Origin of the sequence: Streptomyces sp. NBC_00385 (genome assembly GCF_035917155.1) — a bacterium.
GTDB lineage: Bacteria > Actinomycetota > Actinomycetes > Streptomycetales > Streptomycetaceae > Streptomyces > Streptomyces poriferorum.
The window spans coordinates 7,825,802-7,843,806 of record NZ_CP107951.1 but is presented as its reverse complement, the minus strand read 5'-3'; the positions used below and the strand labels follow the sequence as shown (position 1 = coordinate 7,843,806).

At 71.9% G+C, this 18,005-nt stretch carries 9 protein-coding genes; all 9 read right to left on the bottom strand.

What is annotated here, in order from left to right:
• Positions 1-33: 33 nt before the first annotated feature.
• Positions 34-4,005: a non-ribosomal peptide synthetase gene (locus OG959_RS34975; RefSeq protein ID WP_326664963.1), complete on the bottom strand. Its 3,972-nt coding sequence runs from the start codon at positions 4,003-4,005 to the stop codon at positions 34-36.
• Positions 4,002-7,139: a non-ribosomal peptide synthetase gene (locus OG959_RS34970; protein ID WP_326664961.1), complete on the bottom strand. Its 3,138-nt coding sequence runs from the start codon at positions 7,137-7,139 to the stop codon at positions 4,002-4,004. Before OG959_RS34970 ends, OG959_RS34975 begins: the two co-directional genes overlap by 4 nt.
• Positions 7,140-7,200: 61 nt before the next feature.
• Entirely contained in the window at positions 7,201-8,427 is a 1,227-nt protein-coding gene (locus tag OG959_RS34965; RefSeq protein WP_326664959.1) for a cytochrome P450, read from the bottom strand.
• 22 nt (positions 8,428-8,449) lie between these two features.
• A complete protein-coding gene (locus OG959_RS34960) occupies positions 8,450-9,253 on the bottom strand; it encodes a phytanoyl-CoA dioxygenase family protein (protein ID WP_326664957.1) in 804 nt (267 codons plus the stop codon).
• The gene (locus OG959_RS34955; protein ID WP_326664955.1) at positions 9,247-13,197 is read right to left on the bottom strand and encodes an amino acid adenylation domain-containing protein; all 3,951 of its coding nucleotides are present in this window, start codon (positions 13,195-13,197) and stop codon (positions 9,247-9,249) included. The genes OG959_RS34960 and OG959_RS34955 overlap by 7 nt, the downstream gene beginning before the upstream one ends.
• 69 nt (positions 13,198-13,266) lie before the next feature.
• Positions 13,267-14,370, bottom strand: coding sequence for a zinc-binding dehydrogenase (locus OG959_RS34950; protein WP_326664953.1), 1,104 nt, complete (start codon positions 14,368-14,370; stop codon positions 13,267-13,269).
• Positions 14,367-15,161 carry a phytanoyl-CoA dioxygenase family protein gene (locus tag OG959_RS34945; protein ID WP_326664951.1) on the bottom strand — a complete coding sequence of 265 codons (795 nt, stop codon included), beginning with the start codon at positions 15,159-15,161 and terminating at the stop codon, positions 14,367-14,369. Before OG959_RS34945 ends, OG959_RS34950 begins: the two co-directional genes overlap by 4 nt.
• 253 nt (positions 15,162-15,414) lie before the next feature.
• Positions 15,415-16,629, bottom strand: a complete 1,215-nt coding sequence (locus tag OG959_RS34940) for a cytochrome P450 (RefSeq protein ID WP_326664949.1) — start codon at positions 16,627-16,629, stop codon at positions 15,415-15,417.
• 81 nt (positions 16,630-16,710) lie between these two features.
• A complete protein-coding gene (locus OG959_RS34935; RefSeq protein WP_326664947.1) occupies positions 16,711-17,934 on the bottom strand; it encodes an MFS transporter in 1,224 nt (407 codons plus the stop codon).
• Positions 17,935-18,005: the final 71 nt, after the last annotated feature.

The window sequence follows — 18,005 nt, the reverse complement described above, 5'->3', positions numbered from 1 at the left end:
CGGGCCCCGGCCCGGTCGCTGTTCTCCGTCGGCTCAGAGCTCGTCGAAGACCAGGCTCTCTGAGGTGATCCGGCGCAGCCGCCGGGCGAGGCCCGCGGCGTTCTCGCCGCGCAGCAGCGTCAGATGGTTGCCGGGGATCTTGTCCCGCACCAGGTCCTCGACCACGCTCCGCCAGGCTCCCTCGTCCTCGTCGGGCGTGGGGAGGACGCTGGTCACCGGTATCGGCTCGGCGGCCCGCAGGAGGTGGACGCGGCCCGCATAGGGCTCGGGCCGGTGGGCCAGGAGCGCCCGTCGGTTCCGCTCGGTGACCCGCTCCAGGTCCTCGTCGAGCGAGGCCAGGTCGACGCCCTCCGCGGCGCCGATGTCCAGATCCTCGATCGCCCGGCGGGTCCGCTCCTGTTCGGCGGGGGTGGCGCAGGCGGCCGGCGGGGGCCAGCTGTCCAGCATGACCGTCGCGTCCACGGGGGCCGAACGGCGCTCGGCCTCACGGGCCATCTCCAGAGCGATGGACCCGCCCATGGACCAGCCCACCAGGAAGACCGGGCTGAGTCCGCGTACCGGCTCCAGTTCGTCCAGGTACCGCAGGGCCAGTTCCTCCACGGACGAGGCACCGGGGGTGTCGGGCCCCGGTGCCTGCAGCGCGTGGACCGAGAAGTCCTCGCCGAGGTACTCGGCGAGTTCACGGAAGGGCATCACGGATCCGCTCGCCGCGTGGACGAAGACCAGGGTGGGTGCCCCGGCCCGGGGGGCGAGCGGTACCAGGGAGCCGCCTGCGGCGGCCTGCGGGTCGCGCACGCGGGCTGTGAGGCCCCTGACCGTGGGGGCGGCGAAGATCTCTGCCACGCCCAGTTCCGTCCCGAACTCCTCGGTGCAGGCCGCGATCAGCCGGAAGACCAGCAGCGAATGGCCGCCCATGCTGAAGAAGCTGTCCGTGACGGCGAGCTGGTCGACGCCGAGGATCCGCCGGAAGATGGCGGCCATCCGCTCCTCCATCTCGTCGGCGTAGGAGGAGGCGGCGTCGTCGGCCGGCGCGCCGGAGGCGCGGGCCCGGCCGGGCCAGTGGGCGAGCAGCGCCTCCCGGTCGGGCTTGCCGTTGACGTTGGTGACGATGGCGTCGACGACCTGGATGGACGTGGGGACCATGTACCTGGGCAGCATGCGCGCTGCCTGTTGCCCGGTCACCGCGGGGTCGAGCTCGATGCCGTCCTCGGGGACCACGAAGGCGACCAGGTGCTGGTCCTCGCCCTCGGTGACCACCAGCACCACGCACTGGTCGACGCCCTCCTGCTCGGCCAGGACGGCTTCCAGTTCGGACGGCTCGATGCGCATGCCGCGGATCTTGACCTGGTCGCCGATGCGGCCGAGGTGTTCGAGGACGCCGTCGTCGCGGTAGCGGCACACGTCGCCGCTGCGGTACATGCGCGATCCGGGCGCACCGTAGGGGTCCGGCAGGAAGCGCTCCGCGGTCAGCGCGGGGCGGTTGAAGTAGCCCTGGGCGAGTCCGACCTCGGCCGCGATGAAGGCCTCGCCCGGCACTCCGACGGGTACCACGTCGAGGTTCTCGTCCAGGACGTGCAGCCGGAAGTTGTCCGAGGGGCGCCCGAGCGGGACGACCGGGTTGCCCGGGTCGCGGGGCACGATCATGTCGGTGACCCGGCCGGCCTCGGTCGGTCCGTAGCCGTTGACCAGTTCGGCGCCCAGCCCGGCGTGGCAGGCGTCGCGCAGCCGGGGGGTGACCGGCTCGCCGCCGGAGATCATCCAGCGCAGCGACGAGCACCGGCGCTCGCCCAGTTCGTCGAGGAAGACCTGGAGCTGGGTGGGGATCACATAGGCGGTGGTGACCTGGTACTCGTCGATCATGCGGGCCAGGTAGTGGACGTCCCACTGCTCGCCCGGGCGGCAGACGGCGACCCGGGCGCCCACGTAGAGCGGCCAGCAGATCTCCCAGAGGGAGACGTCGAAACCGTACGAGGTCTTCAACAGGGCGGTCTCGCCGGGACGGTAGGGGTAGCGCCGCTGCATCCAGAGGATGTCCGCGACGGATCCGGCGGCGTCCGAGGCGACGGCCTTGGGGCGGCCGGTGGAACCCGAGGTGTAGAGCAGGTGGGAGACCTGATGCGGCACAGCCCGGTCGGGGTCGGTGGTGGGCCTGCCGGCCCAGGGCGCGGGGTCGTCCAGGGAGATCACCGGCCAGGGGCCCTCAGGGACGCGGTCGCGGGCGGAGTCGGCGGTGAGCACCGCACTCGGAGCGGTGTCCTCCAGCATGAAACGGATCCTGGCGTCCGGGAGTTCGGGATCGAGCGGCACATAGGTGCCGCCGGCCTTGGCCACCGCGTAGATGGCGGTGACCATGGCGAAGCCGCGGTGCATGCACAGGGCGACCCTGGTGCCGGGACCGACGCCGCGTGCGGCGAGGTGATGAGCCAACCGGTTGGCCTCGGCGTTGAGTTCGCCGTAGGTCAGGGTTCCCTCGTCGCCGATCAGTGCGGTGGCGTCCGGGCGCAGGCGCACCTGCTCCTCGAACGGCTCGGCGAGGGACCGGTAGGTGTGCGTGGGGCGTTCGTAGGCGTTGAGACCGTGCACGATGCGGTCCCGCTCGCCGTCGGTGATCAGCGGGTGGCTCGTCGTCTCGGCCCCGGGCTCGCGGAGCAGCCCTCCGAGCAGGTGCGCGTACATGGTGGAGAAACGGTTCACGGTCGCCTTGTCGAACAGGTCCGCCGAGCACTCCATGAGCCCGCTGAGTCCCTGCGCCGTCTCGGTGAGGACGAGGGCCATGTCCCACTTGGCGGTGCCGTACTCGGCGAGGCCGCTCGGGTCGGTCTCGAACCCGTCGACGTCCAGCGGGTCGGCGGCCTGGAGCGAGAACTGGGCCTGGAACACCGGGTCGACGCCGAGATCGCGGGGTACGTCCAGGCGGGCGACGATGTCGTCGTAGGGGACGTACTGCTGGTCCTGGGCCTCCAGCACGGTCCGGTGGACGGCCTGGACGGCGGCGCTGAAGGTGGTCCGCTCGGCGAGTTCGGTGCGCAGGGCGACGGACTTGACGAAGCAGCCGAAGATCTTCTCCGAGAACGGCTGGTCGCGGCCGGCGAAGACGCCGCCGACGACCAGGTCGCGCTGGCCGCTGAGCCGTCCGAGGAAGACGTGGTAGGCGGCGAGAAAGACGACGTAGAGCGTGGTGTCGTGCTCCCGCGCCACCCGTTCCGCCTCGGCCAGCACCTGCCGGGAGACGCGGACCGGGACGCTGTGCCCCGCGCGGGTGGATGCCTTCGGCCTCGGCCGGTCCGCCGGCAGGTTGAGGATGGGCAGCGGGCCGCGCAGCTTCTCGGTCCAGTACGCCAGTTCCTCCTCGGCGCGCCGCTCGTCGTGGTTGTCGTGCAGCCAGGCCGCGTAGTCGAGGAAGTCGGGGCCCCCGTGGTCCTCGGGGGCCTTTCCGGAGAGCAGCCCGGTGAGCTCCCCCATGAGCTGGATCCAGGACCAGTGGTCGGCGATGACATGGTGGAAGCCGAGGACGAAGGCGGCCCGGCCCCCCGGCAGCCGGATGACCGAGAACCGCCACAGCGGCGGCTTCTCCGGCCTCAGCACCTCGCGCGAGCACTCGTTGGCGATGTCGGTGGCCCGCCGCTCGGCCTCGCCCTCCGGATACCCGGTGAGGTCGAACCAGGTCACCTCGGGGTCGTAGGCGCCGCAGTCCTCCTGCACGGGTTCGCCGTCCACCTCGAACAGCCGCAGGCGCAGGGCCACATGACGCTCCACCAGGACGCGCAGCGCGTCCCGGAGCCGGTCCTCGTCCGGGATCCGGTCGACGTGCACGAGGTCGAAGACGTTGTACTCGTTGCTCGCCGCGTAGAGCCGGGAGAAGAACCAGATCCGGCGCTGGGCCGGAGTGAGCGGGACCCGGGTGCCGGGGGGAACCCGGGGGATCCGGGTGCTCACCGCGTCGGCGGTCTCCCTTGCCAGCAGCTGCCTCAGCAGCAGGTCCTGGGTGGAGTCGGTGGTGGTCATCGCGCCTGATTCCCCTTCAGTTCGGCCAGCAGACCCGCCGCGTCGTCCTCCGACATCGCGTCGATCATCTCGCGCAGCAGGCGGTTCACGGTGTCGGCCATCTCGCTGACCGTCGGCCCGGCGAAGAAGTCCCGCACCGTGAACTTGATGTGGAAGGTGGCGTTGATCCGGTTGAGGATCTGCAGCGACTTCAGCGAGTTGCCGCCCAGGTTGAAGAAGTTGTCCTCGCGGCCCGGCCGGTCGATGCGGAGCACGCCCTGCCACAGCTCGGCGATCCGCTCCTCCAGCGCGGTCAGCGGCGGCTCCGATACGGTGCGCCGCGCCGCCCGGTCGGCCGCGGTCGGGGCGGGCAGGCCGCGCCGGTCGAGCTTCCCGGACGATCCCAGCGGCAGGGCGTCGAGGGCGACGTACACACTCGGCAGCATGTAGCCGGGCAGGTGCGCCTCGGCGTGCGCGGCCAGGGCCTCGACGCCGGAGCGGTCGCCCACCACGTACGCGACGATCTCCGCCTCCCCCTCCTCGTCCGGCCGTGCGACGACCGCACAGTCGGCGCCCCCCTGGGAGAGGACGGACTCCACCTCGCCGGTCTCCACCCGGCAGCCGCGGATCTTGATCTGTTCGTCGGCCCGGCCCCGGTAGGTGAGCAGCCCGTCCTCGTCCAACGCGGCGAGGTCCCCGGTCCGGTACAGCCGCTCGCCCGGCTGTACCGGGTAGGGGTGGGGCACGAAGCGTTCCGCCGTGGTGCCCGGGCGGCCCAGGTAGCCGCGGGCCAGCCCGCCGATCCCGGCGACGCAGAGTTCGCCGGTCACGCCGGGCGGGACAGGCCGGAGCGCCTCGTCGAGGACGAACAGACGGTAGATGCCGATCTGCCGGCCCAGCGGCACATGTCCGTCACCGGCGAAGGCCCGCCCCTCCCAGGCGGCGACCTCCGAGGTCTCCGTCTGGCCGTACAGGTTGTGGCACTCGGCGGAGGTGTGCCCGGCGAACCGTTCGAGGAGTCGTGCCGGCATCGCCTCGCCGGAGAGCTGGACCCAGCGCAGGGAGGGGTATTCGGCCTCGGGCGGCGCGTGGCGCAGGTAGGCGTCCAGCATCGAGGGCACGAAGTGGGTGAAGACGGTGTTCTCGGTGGCGAGCAGTCCGCTCAGGTGGACCACGTCCGACTCCGCCTGCGGGTCGGCCAGCAGGAGCGTGGCGCCCGCGCTGAGCGGTCCGACGATCTCCCAGACGGCCACGTCGAAGATCAGGGGCGTCTTGTGAACGACCCGGTCGCCGGCGCCGAGCCGGTAGCGGCGGCCCAGCCACTCCAGGCGCACGGCCGCCGTCCGGTGGTCGAGCACCACGCCCTTGGGCTGCCCGGTCGACCCGGACGTGTAGTAGACGTACGCGGTGTTCTCCATCCGCACGCCGGGCGCGGCGGGGGTGTCGGCGCCGCCCTCGGCCGGCACCGTGGTGAGCGGGACCCGCTGCCCGGCGAGCCGGGTGCTGAACCGCTCCTGGGTGACGATGGTGGTGAGCTGGGCGTCGCCGGCGATGAACGCCACCCGCTTGTCCGGCATCCGCGGGTCGAGCGGCACCATGGCGGCCCCGGTCTTCCAGATGGCCAGCAGCGCGACGATCAGGTCGACCGAGCGTTCGACGAGGACGCCGGCGGTGCGCTCGGGGCCGAGGCCCTGGGCGATCAGCCGGTGGGCAAGGAGATTGGCCCGCCGGTCGAGCTCCCCGTATCCGATCGACGTGGTACCCGACTCGACGGCGGTGAGTTCCGGCCGGGTGCGGGCGATCTCCTCGAACGCCGCGTGCACGGGGCGCAGTCCCGGGTAGGTCTCGAAGCCGTTGTTGATCGCCGCGACCGTGCGGTCGAGCCGGCCGGCCGGGAGCATCTCGAGTGCTTCGAGCCTCGTGCCGGGGTGGGCGGCGGCGTGGGCCAGCAGGGTGGTGAAGGACTCCGCCCATCCCCGGGCCGCGCTCTCGACGGCCTCGGCGGTGTCGTACTCCAGGACTCCGGTCCAGGTGTCCTCGGCGTGCGCCAGGCGGAACGAGACGCCTGCCGCCGCGCCCGTCACCCGCAGCGGCAGTTCCTGTGCCGCGGCGCCACCGTGCGGGGCTTCCCCGGCCGTCCGCCCTGGGGCGGGGGCCGGCGGGACGAACTGGACGCGCAGGGCGGGGGCCTCGGGGTCCCCTCGTCCGGCGAGCACCTCGGCGAGCGGCAGGTCCGCCTGCTGCCGGGCCTCCTCAAGGGTGGTGTGGGCCAGTTCCAGGAGTTCGCCGAAGCGCATGCCCCGTTCGACCGGAACCAGCAGGGGCACCGTGTTGACGAAGTTCCCGACAGCGTCGGGCCCGGCGTTCGCGCCGCCCGGGGCGGCATCGCTCCGCACGGGGAAGCCGACGAGGGTCTGCTCCTCCCGGACGTAGCGGTGGAGCGTGGCCAGGAACGCGGCGAGCAGCACCGAGTCGGCCGCGGTCGCCGAGCGCCGCGCCAGTTCCTCCACCGCGTCGCGGACCTCGGCCGGCACCGTGAAGGCGACCGCGCCGCGCCCGCCCGGCCTGTCGGCCTGTTCGGGACTCTCGATGCCGAAGCGGGGCAGGGGCAGGTGGGTGTCCAGCCGGCTCTTCCAGTAGGCGCGCTGCCGCTCGGCGGAGCCGGGGACGCGCGGCGCGCGTGACGGGCCGGCGGCGGGCGCCTCGGGCAGGGTTCCGCCCGCGCACAGCGTGAGGAACTCGTCCCACAGAACGGTCATCGACGACTCGTCGCAGACCGCGAGCGGCGCGGCCAGGGTGAGCAGGATGTCCTGGCCGATCCGTAGCCGGCAGCCGCGCAGGAGCGGACCCGCCGTGAGGTCCCACCTCGCCCCGGCGTGTGCCTCGGCACGCTCCAGGGCCTCCTCCTGCGTACCGGCGTCCTCCTCGTGGGCCCGGACGGGAGACCGGTCGCCGTCGGCGCGCAGTGCCGGGTGCCGGTCCACCAGGGTCCGGAGCGCGCTGTCGACGTGTTCGGCCGGTATCGCGCCCGCGAGCCGCACGGCACGAGCGACCGTGCCCTCCGAGGCCGCGGCGGGGCGCCAGTCGGGCAGTGTGCGGGGGCCCTGCCGGGTCGCGGCTGCCGACGGGTGTGTCTGACGATGGTCAAGGTCCACGGACACCATGTACTCCAGCTCTGTCGTAGTCGGCCGGACGGAATGCCGGGGGCGCGTGCCGTCAGCGGCGGGTGAGCACCAGCGGGACTGTCCGGTAGCCGCGGAAGAAGTTCGATTCCAGACGCCGGGGCACTCCGGCGAGTTCGGCGTCGGCGACCTGCTCGGCCAGTGCCTGGACGATCGCCCCGACCTCGATCCGGGCCAGCGCCGCGGCGATGCAGTAGTGAGCGCCGTGCCCGAACGCCAGGTGCCGGCTGCCGTTGCGGTCGAAGCGCAGTTCCTCGGGCCGGTCGAAGACGTCCTCGTCCCGGTTGGCCGACCGCAGCCAGAGCGTGACGTAGTCGCCCCGGCGCATCGTGACGCCGCCGATCTCGGTGTCCTCCAGCAGGACCCGCATCACATGGCTGACCGGGGCCTCGAAGCGGAGCAGTTCCTCGGTGGCGCCGGCCACGTCGGTGCGGCCCTCGCGCAGTCCCTGCCAGGCCTCCCGGTGGGTGACCATGGACAGTGCGGCGGCGCCCGAGGTGTGCCGGGTGGTCTCGTTGCCGCCCGCGATCAGATCGTGACAGTTCATCACGGCGATCTCGCGCTGCATGGGCTTGCCGTACATGGTGGCGTTGGCCAGTACGGTCGCCACGTCCTCACCGGGGTTGCGGCGCTTCTCCCGGATCAAGCGGTCCGTGTAGCCGAACAGCTCCGCGTGCGCCGCGAGTTGGGAGTTCGAGGTGGCGTAGCCGGAGCCACTGAACGCCGACCTGGTGAGCCGTAGAACATGGTCGCGGTCACTCTCCGGGACGCCGAGCAGGTCGCAGATGACGATGGCGGGCAGCGGAGCGGCGACGGCGTCGACGAAGTCCACCGGGCTCTCGTCGATCGCCTTGGAGACCAGGGCGCGGGCGATGTCGAGCGTGCTCTCCGTCAGCTTCCGCATGAGTCCCGGGGTGAAGGCGGCGCCGAGGGCCCGCCGCATCTCGCCGTGCGCGGGGGCGTCCGTCACCAGCAGTGACATGCCCCCGGCCGCCGGGCCCGCCAGGGTGTCCGACTTCTTCTCGCCGAGGTGCATGCCCATCTCGGACGAGAACCTGCCGCCCTGCCGGTAGACCTCTTCGATGTGCCGGTAGCGGGTCACGGCCCAGTGGTCCCGCAGGCCGTGGGAGCGCACGGGCTTCCCGGCGGCGCGCAGGGTCCGCCACACCTGCTCGGGGAGCTCGCTCGCGTAGAGCTTCTCGTCGGTCAGGTCGACCTGGAGGGCCCGGTCGAGGAGGTCGTAGTCGGTGTTGTCCGTCACGGCGGTCTCTCCCTTCGGGTGCTCAGCGCGCGACGGGCGCGGAGAAGGGGCGGGAGAGCACGTCCAGGGGACGCGGGTCCCGGTTGGCGAGCCACTCGGGACGAGGTTCGGGAACCGGCCGCAGCGGATTATGCACGCTGTTGTAGCGGATGAAGATGACCGTGCGCGGGCGGCCGGACAGGTTGGGAGGGGAGCAGTGCAGCAGCCGGCCGTCGAAGACGCACACCGTGCCCGGTTTCCCGCGGACCGACTCCAGGCCGTAGGTGTCCGCCAGTTCACCCAGCGCCTCCGGGGTGATCTTGTGGCGGAAGTCGGCGTTGAGCGTGTTCTCCCAGCCGCCCCGTACGGTCTCCGTCTGCCGGTCGAGCGAGAGCCGGTGCGAGCCCGGCATGACGAAGACCGGCCCGTTGAACTCGTTGACCTCGTCGAGGAAGACGGCGACGTTGAGGGCCCTCGGCTCGGCCATGCCGTCGTCGCGCTCCCAGTAGAGGTAGTCCTGGTGCCAGTCCCAGACGTCGCCCACGAAGGGTGCCTTGGGATTCAGCTGGGTCTGGTGGATGTAGACGTCGCCGTCGAGGAGGGTGCGCGCGGGTTCGAGGGTGCGGGCGTCACGGGTGAACCGCTCGAAGGCGTCGCTGTGGTGGTGGACGGCGTAGACCGACCGCACCTGGGTGCCGTCGCTCTCCATGATGCGCTGCGGGATGTCCAGTCCGGCGAGCCTGCGGGCCTCGGAGAGCAGGAGCTCGGTCTCGGCCGCGTCGAACCGGTCGGGCAGCAGGAGGTAGCCGCGTTCCCGGTAGATCTCCACGTCCTGGGGGGTCAGCATGTCGGCCGCCTTTCGCCGGGGGCTGGGTCGGTGGGTCGGCTGGGGGACGCGTCGTCCATCAGCCGGTCGGGGGTCTCGCCCGAGCGGCCGGGCGCCTCGTGCAGGAGGCGGGTCAGCAGTTCGGCGAAGCCCGCCACGGTCGGCTCGTCGAAGATGTCCAGGGGGAAGCTGACGGAGCCCTCAAGTCCCGTCGGCGCGTCGTCGGGCCCGAACGTCTCGGCGACGTCGAAGCAGAGGTCGAACTTGGCGATGCCGGTGTCGACCTGCTGGAACCGCGTGTCGAGACCGGCCAGGACGGGTGGCAGCGCGGGCCGCACCTGGAAGGCGAGCATGACCTGGACGAGCGGGGCGTGGGCCAGCGTCCTGACCGGGCGCACCATGTCGACGACCTGCTCGAAGGGGAGTTCCTGGTGGGCGAAGGCCGCGAGGTCGGTCTCCCTGGCCCGCTCGACCAGCGTGTCGAAGGTCGGGGCGCCGTCCGTACGTACCCGCAGTACGACGGTGTTGGCGAAGAAGCCGACCAGGTCGTCGAGGGCGCGGTCGGAGCGGCCCGCGACCACCGCGCCGACGGCGATGTCGGGCCCCGCGCCGAGCCGGTCCAGGACTGCGGTCACCGCCGCGTGCACCACGGTGAACACGGTGGTGCGGCGGCTCCTGGCGAAGGCCGCGAGCCGGGCGTGGGCGTCTGCCGGCAGGGCGAGCGGGACGGCGCCGCCCCGCACGCTGCGGACCTCGGGCCTGGGCCGGTCGGTGGGCACCTCAATGACCTCCGGCATGCCCGCGAGTGCCGTGGCCCAGTAGGCGGACTGGCGTTTGACCAGGGTGTAGGGGTCCCGGTCCGGGTCGAGCAGCTCGCGCTGCCAGAGCGCGTAGTCGGCGTACTGCACACCGAGCGGGGCCGGTACGGCGGCCGGTACGGCCTGCCCCGTACGGAAGTTGAAGGCAGCGGCCAGGTCCCGCCAGAACGGGGCGATGGACGCCCCGTCGCACGCCACGTGGTGCACGACCACCAGCAGGACGTGGGTCTCGTCCCGCTGGTCGGTGACGCGCAGCAGACGGGCCCGGATCGGCAGGTCCTCGGCCAGGTCGAAGGGCTGCCCGAGCTTCTCCCGCAGGGCCGGCCGGAGTTCGTCCTCGGTGACCTCGCTCAGCGGCAGACCGATCCCGGCGTCCGCGGGATCGGTCACCTTCTGCCGGGGCTCACCGTCGGCGGAGACGGTCAGCACGGTACGCAGTGCCTCGTGGCGCGCGACCACGTCGTTCAGCGCCGCCTCCAGGACCGGCCGGTCGAGCCGTCCGGTGAGCCGCAGGGCGAACAGTTCGTTGTAGCGGGGGCTCGGGCCCTCCAACTGGTCGACCAGCCACAGGTTCTGCTGGGCGTAGGAGGCCTTCACCTCGGCCGGCCGGGGCACCACGGGGTGAAGCTCGGGACGTTCCTCGCCCGTGGTGGTGAGCGCGTCGGCCCACTGGGACACGGTCGGCCGCCGCAGGATGACGTCCACGCCCAGGGCGAGGCCGAGGTCCGCGCGGACCCGGGCCGCGAGTTCCGAGCCGAGCAGCGAATTGCCGCCCAGCTCGAAGAAGTTGTCGTCCACCCCGACCTGCCCGCACTGGAGCACCTGCTCCGCGATCCGGCACAGGGCGTGCTCCTGCGCGGTCTCGGGCAGTCTGCTCGACACGACATGCGGGGCGGGCAGGCCGATCCGGTCCAGTTTGCCGTTGGGGTTCACCGGCAACGCGTCCAACAGGGTGAAGGTGGCGGGGATCATCGGCGAAGGCACCGTACGGGCGAGCAGCGCCCGGGTGGCGGCGACGATGTCGACGGCGCCCGGCGCGGGCACCAGATAGGCGTCGAGCCGCTGCCGGCTGCCCGTGCCCGCGGCGACCACCGCGACGTCCAGGACCTGCGGCGTCTGCCGGATCGCCGCCTCCACCTCGCCGAGTTCCACCCGCATACCGCGGATCTTGAGCTGGTGGTCGGTGCGGCCGAGGAACTCAAGACGGCTGTCGGCCCGCCACCGGACCACGTCGCCGCTGCGGTACATGCGGCTTCCCGGCGGTCCGAACGGGTTGGGAAGGAAGCGTCCGGCGGTCTGCGCGGGGCGACGATGGTAGCCGCGGGCCAGGCAGACACCGGCGATGTACAGCTCACCGGGCACACCGGGCGGCACCAGCGCAAGGTCCTCGTCGAGGACGTAGAGCTGCGTGTTCCAGACGGCCTCGCCGATGGGGGTGTTCTCCGGCCAGTCGGCCACGTCCTCGGGCATCAGGAGGGCGGTGGCCGCGTGGGTCTCGGTGGGGCCGTAGAGGTTGTAGAGGCGCCGGGGCCGCGCGGCGTGGAAGTTCTTCGCGGTCTCGCTCAGCACCAGCGGTTCGCCACCCTGGGCGATCTGCCGCAGTTCCGGCAGGTCGACGCCCTGGGCGACGGCTGCCCGGTACATGGCCTCGATCATCACCGTGGGGGCGTACAGGTCGGTGATGCCGTGTTCCCTGAGCCAGTGCACGAACTCCGCCGGGTCGCGGCGCAGTTCCTCCGGCGGGACGACCAGGGTGCCGCCCGCGAGCAGGGTGCCGAGGAATTCCTGGATGGTCGGGTCGAAGCCGAGCGCCGCGAAGTGGGCGGTGATGTGGCCGGGGCCCGCGGGCAGGTGACACATGTTCCAGGCGATGAGGTTCACGATCGCCCCGGCGCCCATCGATATGCCCTTGGGTGTGCCGGTCGAGCCGGAGGTGTAGAGCAGGTAGACCGGGCTGTCCCCGGTGAGTCCGGCGACCTGCGGTGCGGTGTCCTGCTGCCGGTCGATCTCCGGGTCGGTGTCCACCTCCAGGCGGGCCGCGGCCGGGATGTCCTCGGGCACGAGGTGCCGGGTCGCGGAGTCGGTGACGACGAGTGCCGGGTCGGCGTCGGCGAGCATCGTCCGCAGTCGTGCGTCCGGGAGCCCGGGGTCGGCCGGCATGTAGACCGCTCCGGCCTTCAGCACGGCGAGGAACGCGATGATCAGCTCGTCGGAGCGGGGCAGCAGGACGGCCACGACCTGTTCGGGTCCCACGCCGCGGGCGCCGAGGGTCCTCGCGAGCCGGTTGGCCCGCGCGTTGAGCTCCGCGTAGGTCCAGGCCGCCCGGTCGCGGCGGACCGCCACGGTGTCGGGGGTGCGCGCGACCTGCTCCTCGAACCACTCGCCGAAGCTGGTGCCGGGCAGTTCCCTGGCGGTGTCGTTGACGGTGTGCAGCAGGTAGTGGCGCTGGTCCTCGTCGAGGATGTCGAGCCGGTGCACCGGCTCGTCGGGCTCGGCAATGGCCGCGGTGAGCAGCCGGTCGAGGTTGCGCAGGATCCGGTGGGCGGTGTCGGGCTCGAAGAGTTGTTGGGCGTAGTGCAGGCGGGCCTGGCCCTCCTCGCCGACGCCGAACCAGAGTTCCGCCTCGGGCCGCGGCGCCGTGTCCGTGGTGGAGACGCCCACCTGGAACAGGGGCCGGTCAGCGGTCAGCCGGGCCCGGTTGACCGCCTCCCGGATCTCCTGGAGGGCTACGGCGCGGTGCTGTCGTGCCTCGGCCCGCCGGGCGCCCACCCGTGCCAGCAGCTCGCGGAAGGAGGGGCGGCCCGACACGTCGATCCGGAGAACCGCGTCTCCGTCACCGGTGGCCCCGTCGCCGGTGCCCGTCACCGCCAGCGGTACGTCGGTGCCCGCACCGAGACGGTGGACGAGCGCGGCGACGGCGGCTTCGTGGATGGCGGCGACGGGTACGCCCGCGGAGCACGCAAACGCGGCGACGTCCGCCCCTGTCCGCGGCTGCGGCGTGTGCTCCGCGCGGGCGAGGACTCCGTCGGGTACCGCGGGGCGCGGCCGGTCGGTGGGCAGGTCGTGCTGCTCCGCGAGACCGGCGAACGTCGTGAGCCAGTAGTCGAGCGAGGCCGCTTCCGCCGGTGCGGTGCGGTTGCCGTTCATGAGCACTCTCCACGTGTCCGCAGGGATTCCGACAGCCGGCCGGCGGGCCGGTGCCCGGGCCGGCAGCGGTCAGCTGACCAGCACTGCCTTGAGAGCCGAGCCGTTCGCCACGTCTCGCAGGGCGGAAGCCGAGTCCTCCAACGGGTAGGTGGTCACCAGACGGGCCAGGTCGAACCGCCCGGCCAGTTCGGGCAGGAGGCCGATGTAGCGGGCGAGGTGGGCACCGGTGAACGCCCACGACCCGATGACGTCCAGCTGCCGGTGGACGATCTGGTGCGGGTTGATCAGGGCGTCACCGCTGTCGGTGTACTGGCCGACCACCAGGTAGGAGCCGCCCCTCCGGGCGAGCCGGAGTCCCTGGCCGACGGCGGCGGGCACCCCGGCGCATTCGATGACCAGGTCCGCTCCGCGCCCGCCCGTCAGTGCGAGGACCTCGGCGAGCGCGGCCTCCTGGTCCGCCGCGTCGACGACGTCCACGTGGTCGGTGCCGATGCCGAGGTCGGCGGCCAGACCCAGCCGTTTGGCGGGGCCGCCGGCCAGGATCACCCGCCGGGCGCCGCCGAGTTGGGCCAGTGCGGCGGCGGCGAGACCCACGGGGCCGCTGCCCTGGACGATGACGGTCTCGCCGAGCCGCACCGGCCTTCGTTCGAAGGCGTGCGCCATGGTCGGGCCCGCGCAGGCGAGCGACATGGCGGTGAGCGGTTCGATGCCGTCCGGAAGCCTGATCACGGTGGTTCCGGCGGCCAGTTCGATGTGTTCGGCCCAGGAGCCCGCGAGCGAGGCGTCGTCCGTGACCGGCCGGTTCACGCCGTAGGTCCTGCGCCGCTCGCACAGGGTGGGTTCCAGGTGGGCGGAGCAGGGTACGCAGGTCCCGCACGCGATCGACGAGGCCCACATGACCCGGTCGCCCACCGCGAGCGGGGTCCCGTGGGTGTCGTGGCCGACGCCGGCGCCGAGCTCGTGCACGGTGCCGAGGCCCTCGTGCCCGAGGACCAGCGGGACGGGCACGTCCAGATGCCCCTGCTGGAGGTGGAGGTCTGTGCCGCAGACCCCGCCGTAGCGGGAGGCGACGACCATGCCGCCGGGTGGCGCCGTCGGCAGGGGGAACTCCCGGATCGCGAGGGGTGCGCCGAATCCTTCGAGCACGACGGCCCGGCTGGTCCTGTCGGTCATCGGATCAGGTCTCCGTCCGAGATGGTCCGGGACTCGTCGTCGGACCGGAGGGCCCGGGTGTCACGGCCCACGAGGTAGTCGGGGCGTACCTGCCGCGTCAGGGGAGGCTGGTTGCGGACGTCGTTGTACGTGGCGATCAGCAGACGCCGGGGCAGCGGCGACATGTTGGTGGCGGAGCCGTGCACGAGCTGCGGGTGGAAGAGCACCACGGAGCCGGCCGGCCCCTTCGCGCTCTCCATCCCGTGCCGGGCGACGAGTTCGCGCATCTCGTCGCGGCCGAGCGCGATCTCGTGGGGGTCGACGTGTTCCCCGGAGAGAGTGGCTTCGCTCCGGAACCGGGAATCGCTCCCGCCCCGCCGGTGCGACCCCGGCAGGAAGATGACCGGCCCGTTGTGCTCGGTGGCGTCGTCCAGGAAGAGCGCGACATTGAGCAGCCGGGGCTCGGGAAGGTCGTCCGCGGCCCGCCAGGCGATGAAGTCCTCGTGCCACGACCAGCCGCCGCCGCTGAAGGCCGGCTTGCTATTGATCTTGAACTGGTACATGTACACGTCCGGGCTGACCAACTGGCGGGCCGGCCCGAGCATCCGGGGCGAGCGGATCAGCGAGTCGAACGCGGGCTGCCTCTGGTGCGAGGCGTAGACGGCCCTGAGCTCGCCGGTTCCGTCCTCCTGGACACGGTGCGGGCCGGGCTCCTGGGCGTCGCGGGCGAAGGCCGTCCGGAGCGACTCGATCTCCTCGGCGTCGAACAGGGCGCGCAGAACGACGAAACCCCGCTCCTGATATGCGCTCACCTGACCAGAGGTCAGTCTCACTTCAGCCTCCGTCCGACGGAAAAAATCTTGGCCTTCCGGGTATTCATCGACCCATCCTCCGGAATTCGGCGCCGAAAAGACATTACGCGAAACGGTCCACGGGAAACAGTCACCCCTGAACACGGAAAAGAGCAGCGTTCTTCCAATCCCGCCCCAAGGGCTGTCCCGCAATTCCTGGCGGGCAAAGCGCCGGATTCATCCGTAAACTTTTCCGGCACGACGGGAATTTCCGTCAGCGCGACGTGACGGTGACGGGCAGCCGGTCGAGGCCGCCGGTGATGTAGGACGGAATCCTCCGGGGTGGGCCGGCGAGTGCGATCTCGGTGCGCTCGTCCACGAGCTCGTCGAGCAGCGCGGAGATCATCAGCCTGGCGAGCGGGGCTCCTATGCAGAAGTGGCCGCCGCCTCCGAAGCTGGCGTGCCGGTTGGGGTGGCGGTCCAGCCGGAACTCCATCGGCCGCTCGAAGACGCTCTCGTCCCGGTTGAGCGAGGGAAGCCAGACGCTGACCGCCTGGCCCGCGCGAATGGGCACCCCGGCGACCTCCGTGTCGATGCGTGCCGTGCGCATGATGTGGTTCACCGGCGCCGACCAGCGGAGCATCTCCTCGACCGCGCGCCGCCGGCTGATCTCCCCGCGGCGCAACGCCTCGGCCTGCTCCGGGGCGTCCAGCAGGGCGAGCAGACCCGCGCCGGTGACCTGCCTGGTCGTCTCCCCCGCGGCCACCACCAGGTTGTCGCAGGTGAGGATGATCTCCTCGTCGCTGATGTCCAGCCCGTCGGCCTGGGCCCGGGCGAAGGCCGAGACCACGTCGTCACCCGGCCTGGTCCGGCGCTCCTCCAGGACCTCGGCGTAGTACTGCAGGACCTCCAGGTGGGCCTGCTGCGCCGTGCTGCCGTCGATGTCCACGATGTTGTCGGCGGCCGCGCTGGTGTACGAGGCGATGCGGTCCACGTCGTCCGGCGCCACGCCGAGCAGTTCGGCGGTCACGGCCAGCGGGAACCTGGCCGCCACGTCGTTGACGAAGTCGCGGGGCCCCGCGTCGGTGACCGAGTCCATCAGCCGGTGCGCGACCGCCTTGGCCCGCTCCTCGATGGAGCGGGAGGCCCGCGGTGTGAAGAGCTGGGCCAGCACCCCGCGCAGCACCCCGTGCCGTGGCGGGTCGGTGAGGGTCATCATCCGGCCGCCGCCGGGGAACGGGTCGGAGAGGTTGGGGCGCAGGAAGGTGCCCCGGGTCGAGCTGAAGCGCTGGAAGTCGGTCAGGACGTCGAGCCCCTCCGGGTAGGTCGTCACCGCCCAGAAGCCCTCGTGGCCCGGCTCGTCGTGCCACGAGACCGGGCACTCGCGGCGCAGCCGGGCCCAGACCGCGTGCGGGTCCCCGTGCGCGTAGAGGGCGGGGTCCGTCAGCGCGAGGCCCGGATCCGTCAGCGCGAACTGCTGAACCACCACGAGGCACTCCTTCGTTCGGGCATGGGCGACGCAGGGAGACTGCCGGGGGTGCCGGACCGCGACTGCGGTCCGGCAGCTGTGTCATTCGGCCTCGTCGGGCAGGTCGTGGACGCGCCGGAGCGGGGACCAGAACAGGAAGAGCACGCTCAGGAAGCCGCCGACGACCGCGAACCAGAGGGTGGGGCGGACCCCGATCAGGGTGCCCATGCCGCCGGCCGCCATCGCGCCGACCGGCCGGATGCCGTAGCTGATGGCCATCTGCGCGCCCTGCATCCGGGACCTGAGCCGGTCCGGGGTGATCGCCTGCTGGAGCGTGGCACCGGTGATGTCGAACAGCATCAGGCCGAGGGCGGAGACGAACTCACCGATCACCAGCATGGTGACGACGAGCCACTTGGGGCCGTGCGCCAACGGCGTCATGACGAGCGCGGCGGGAAAGATCAGACAGCCGATGAGGTACGTGGTGCCGAGTCCCAGGCGCGCGGAGAACTTGCTGGTGAGGGCGGAACCGATCAGCGCGCCCACCGCGCCGACGCTGACCACGGCGCCCACCAGGCCGGCGGAGAGGCCCAGGTCACGCGCGGCGAAGAGGATCAGCAGCGTGGAGTAGACGGTGTAGAAGAAGTTCAGGGCAGTGCCGGAGAGGAACTTGGCGCGCAGCACGGCCGTCCTGCCCAGGAAGCGCAGCGCCTCGCGGATGCCGCGCCGGGACTCGGTCTCCTTCTCCTTCTTGGGCTCCTCTGCCGAGATGTTGCGCAGCATCACCGTGGCGACGAGGAAGGAGAAGACGTCGAGGAGCAGTGCGAAGGGCGCGGAGAAGATCTGTACGACGACGCCGCCGACGCTGGGCCCGGCGACGAACGAGAAGGAGTAGCTGGCCCTGCTCAGCGAGGTGGCGCTCAGGTACTGCTCGCGAGGGACCAGGGAGGCGAAGAGACCGGGCACGGCGACGCTGAACACCACCGCCAGGGTGCCGATCACGAAGGAGACGGCGTACAGGTGGAAGAGCGTCAGCGAGTCGGTGTAGTAGGCGAGCGGGACGGTGGCCACGGCGACCGCGCTGGCCAGGTTCGCGGCGATCATCGTGGCCCGGCGCCGGCCGCGCCGGTCCACCCACGCGCCGGCGTGCAGGGAGAACAGCAGCAGCGGCAGCTGCTGCAGCGTCATGAGGATTCCCATGTCCGCCACCGAGGCGTCGAGCGCCATCACCGCGATCAGGGGCAGGACAACGGAGGTGACCTGGTCCCCCATGTAGGAGATGGTCTGCGCGGTCCAGAAATTGCGGAAATTCTTCTGCCGCAGCACAGCGGGAATTCTGTCTGCCAAACGCGGCGGCGAGACAACACTCAACGTCTGAACCGTCCTTGCTCTGATGG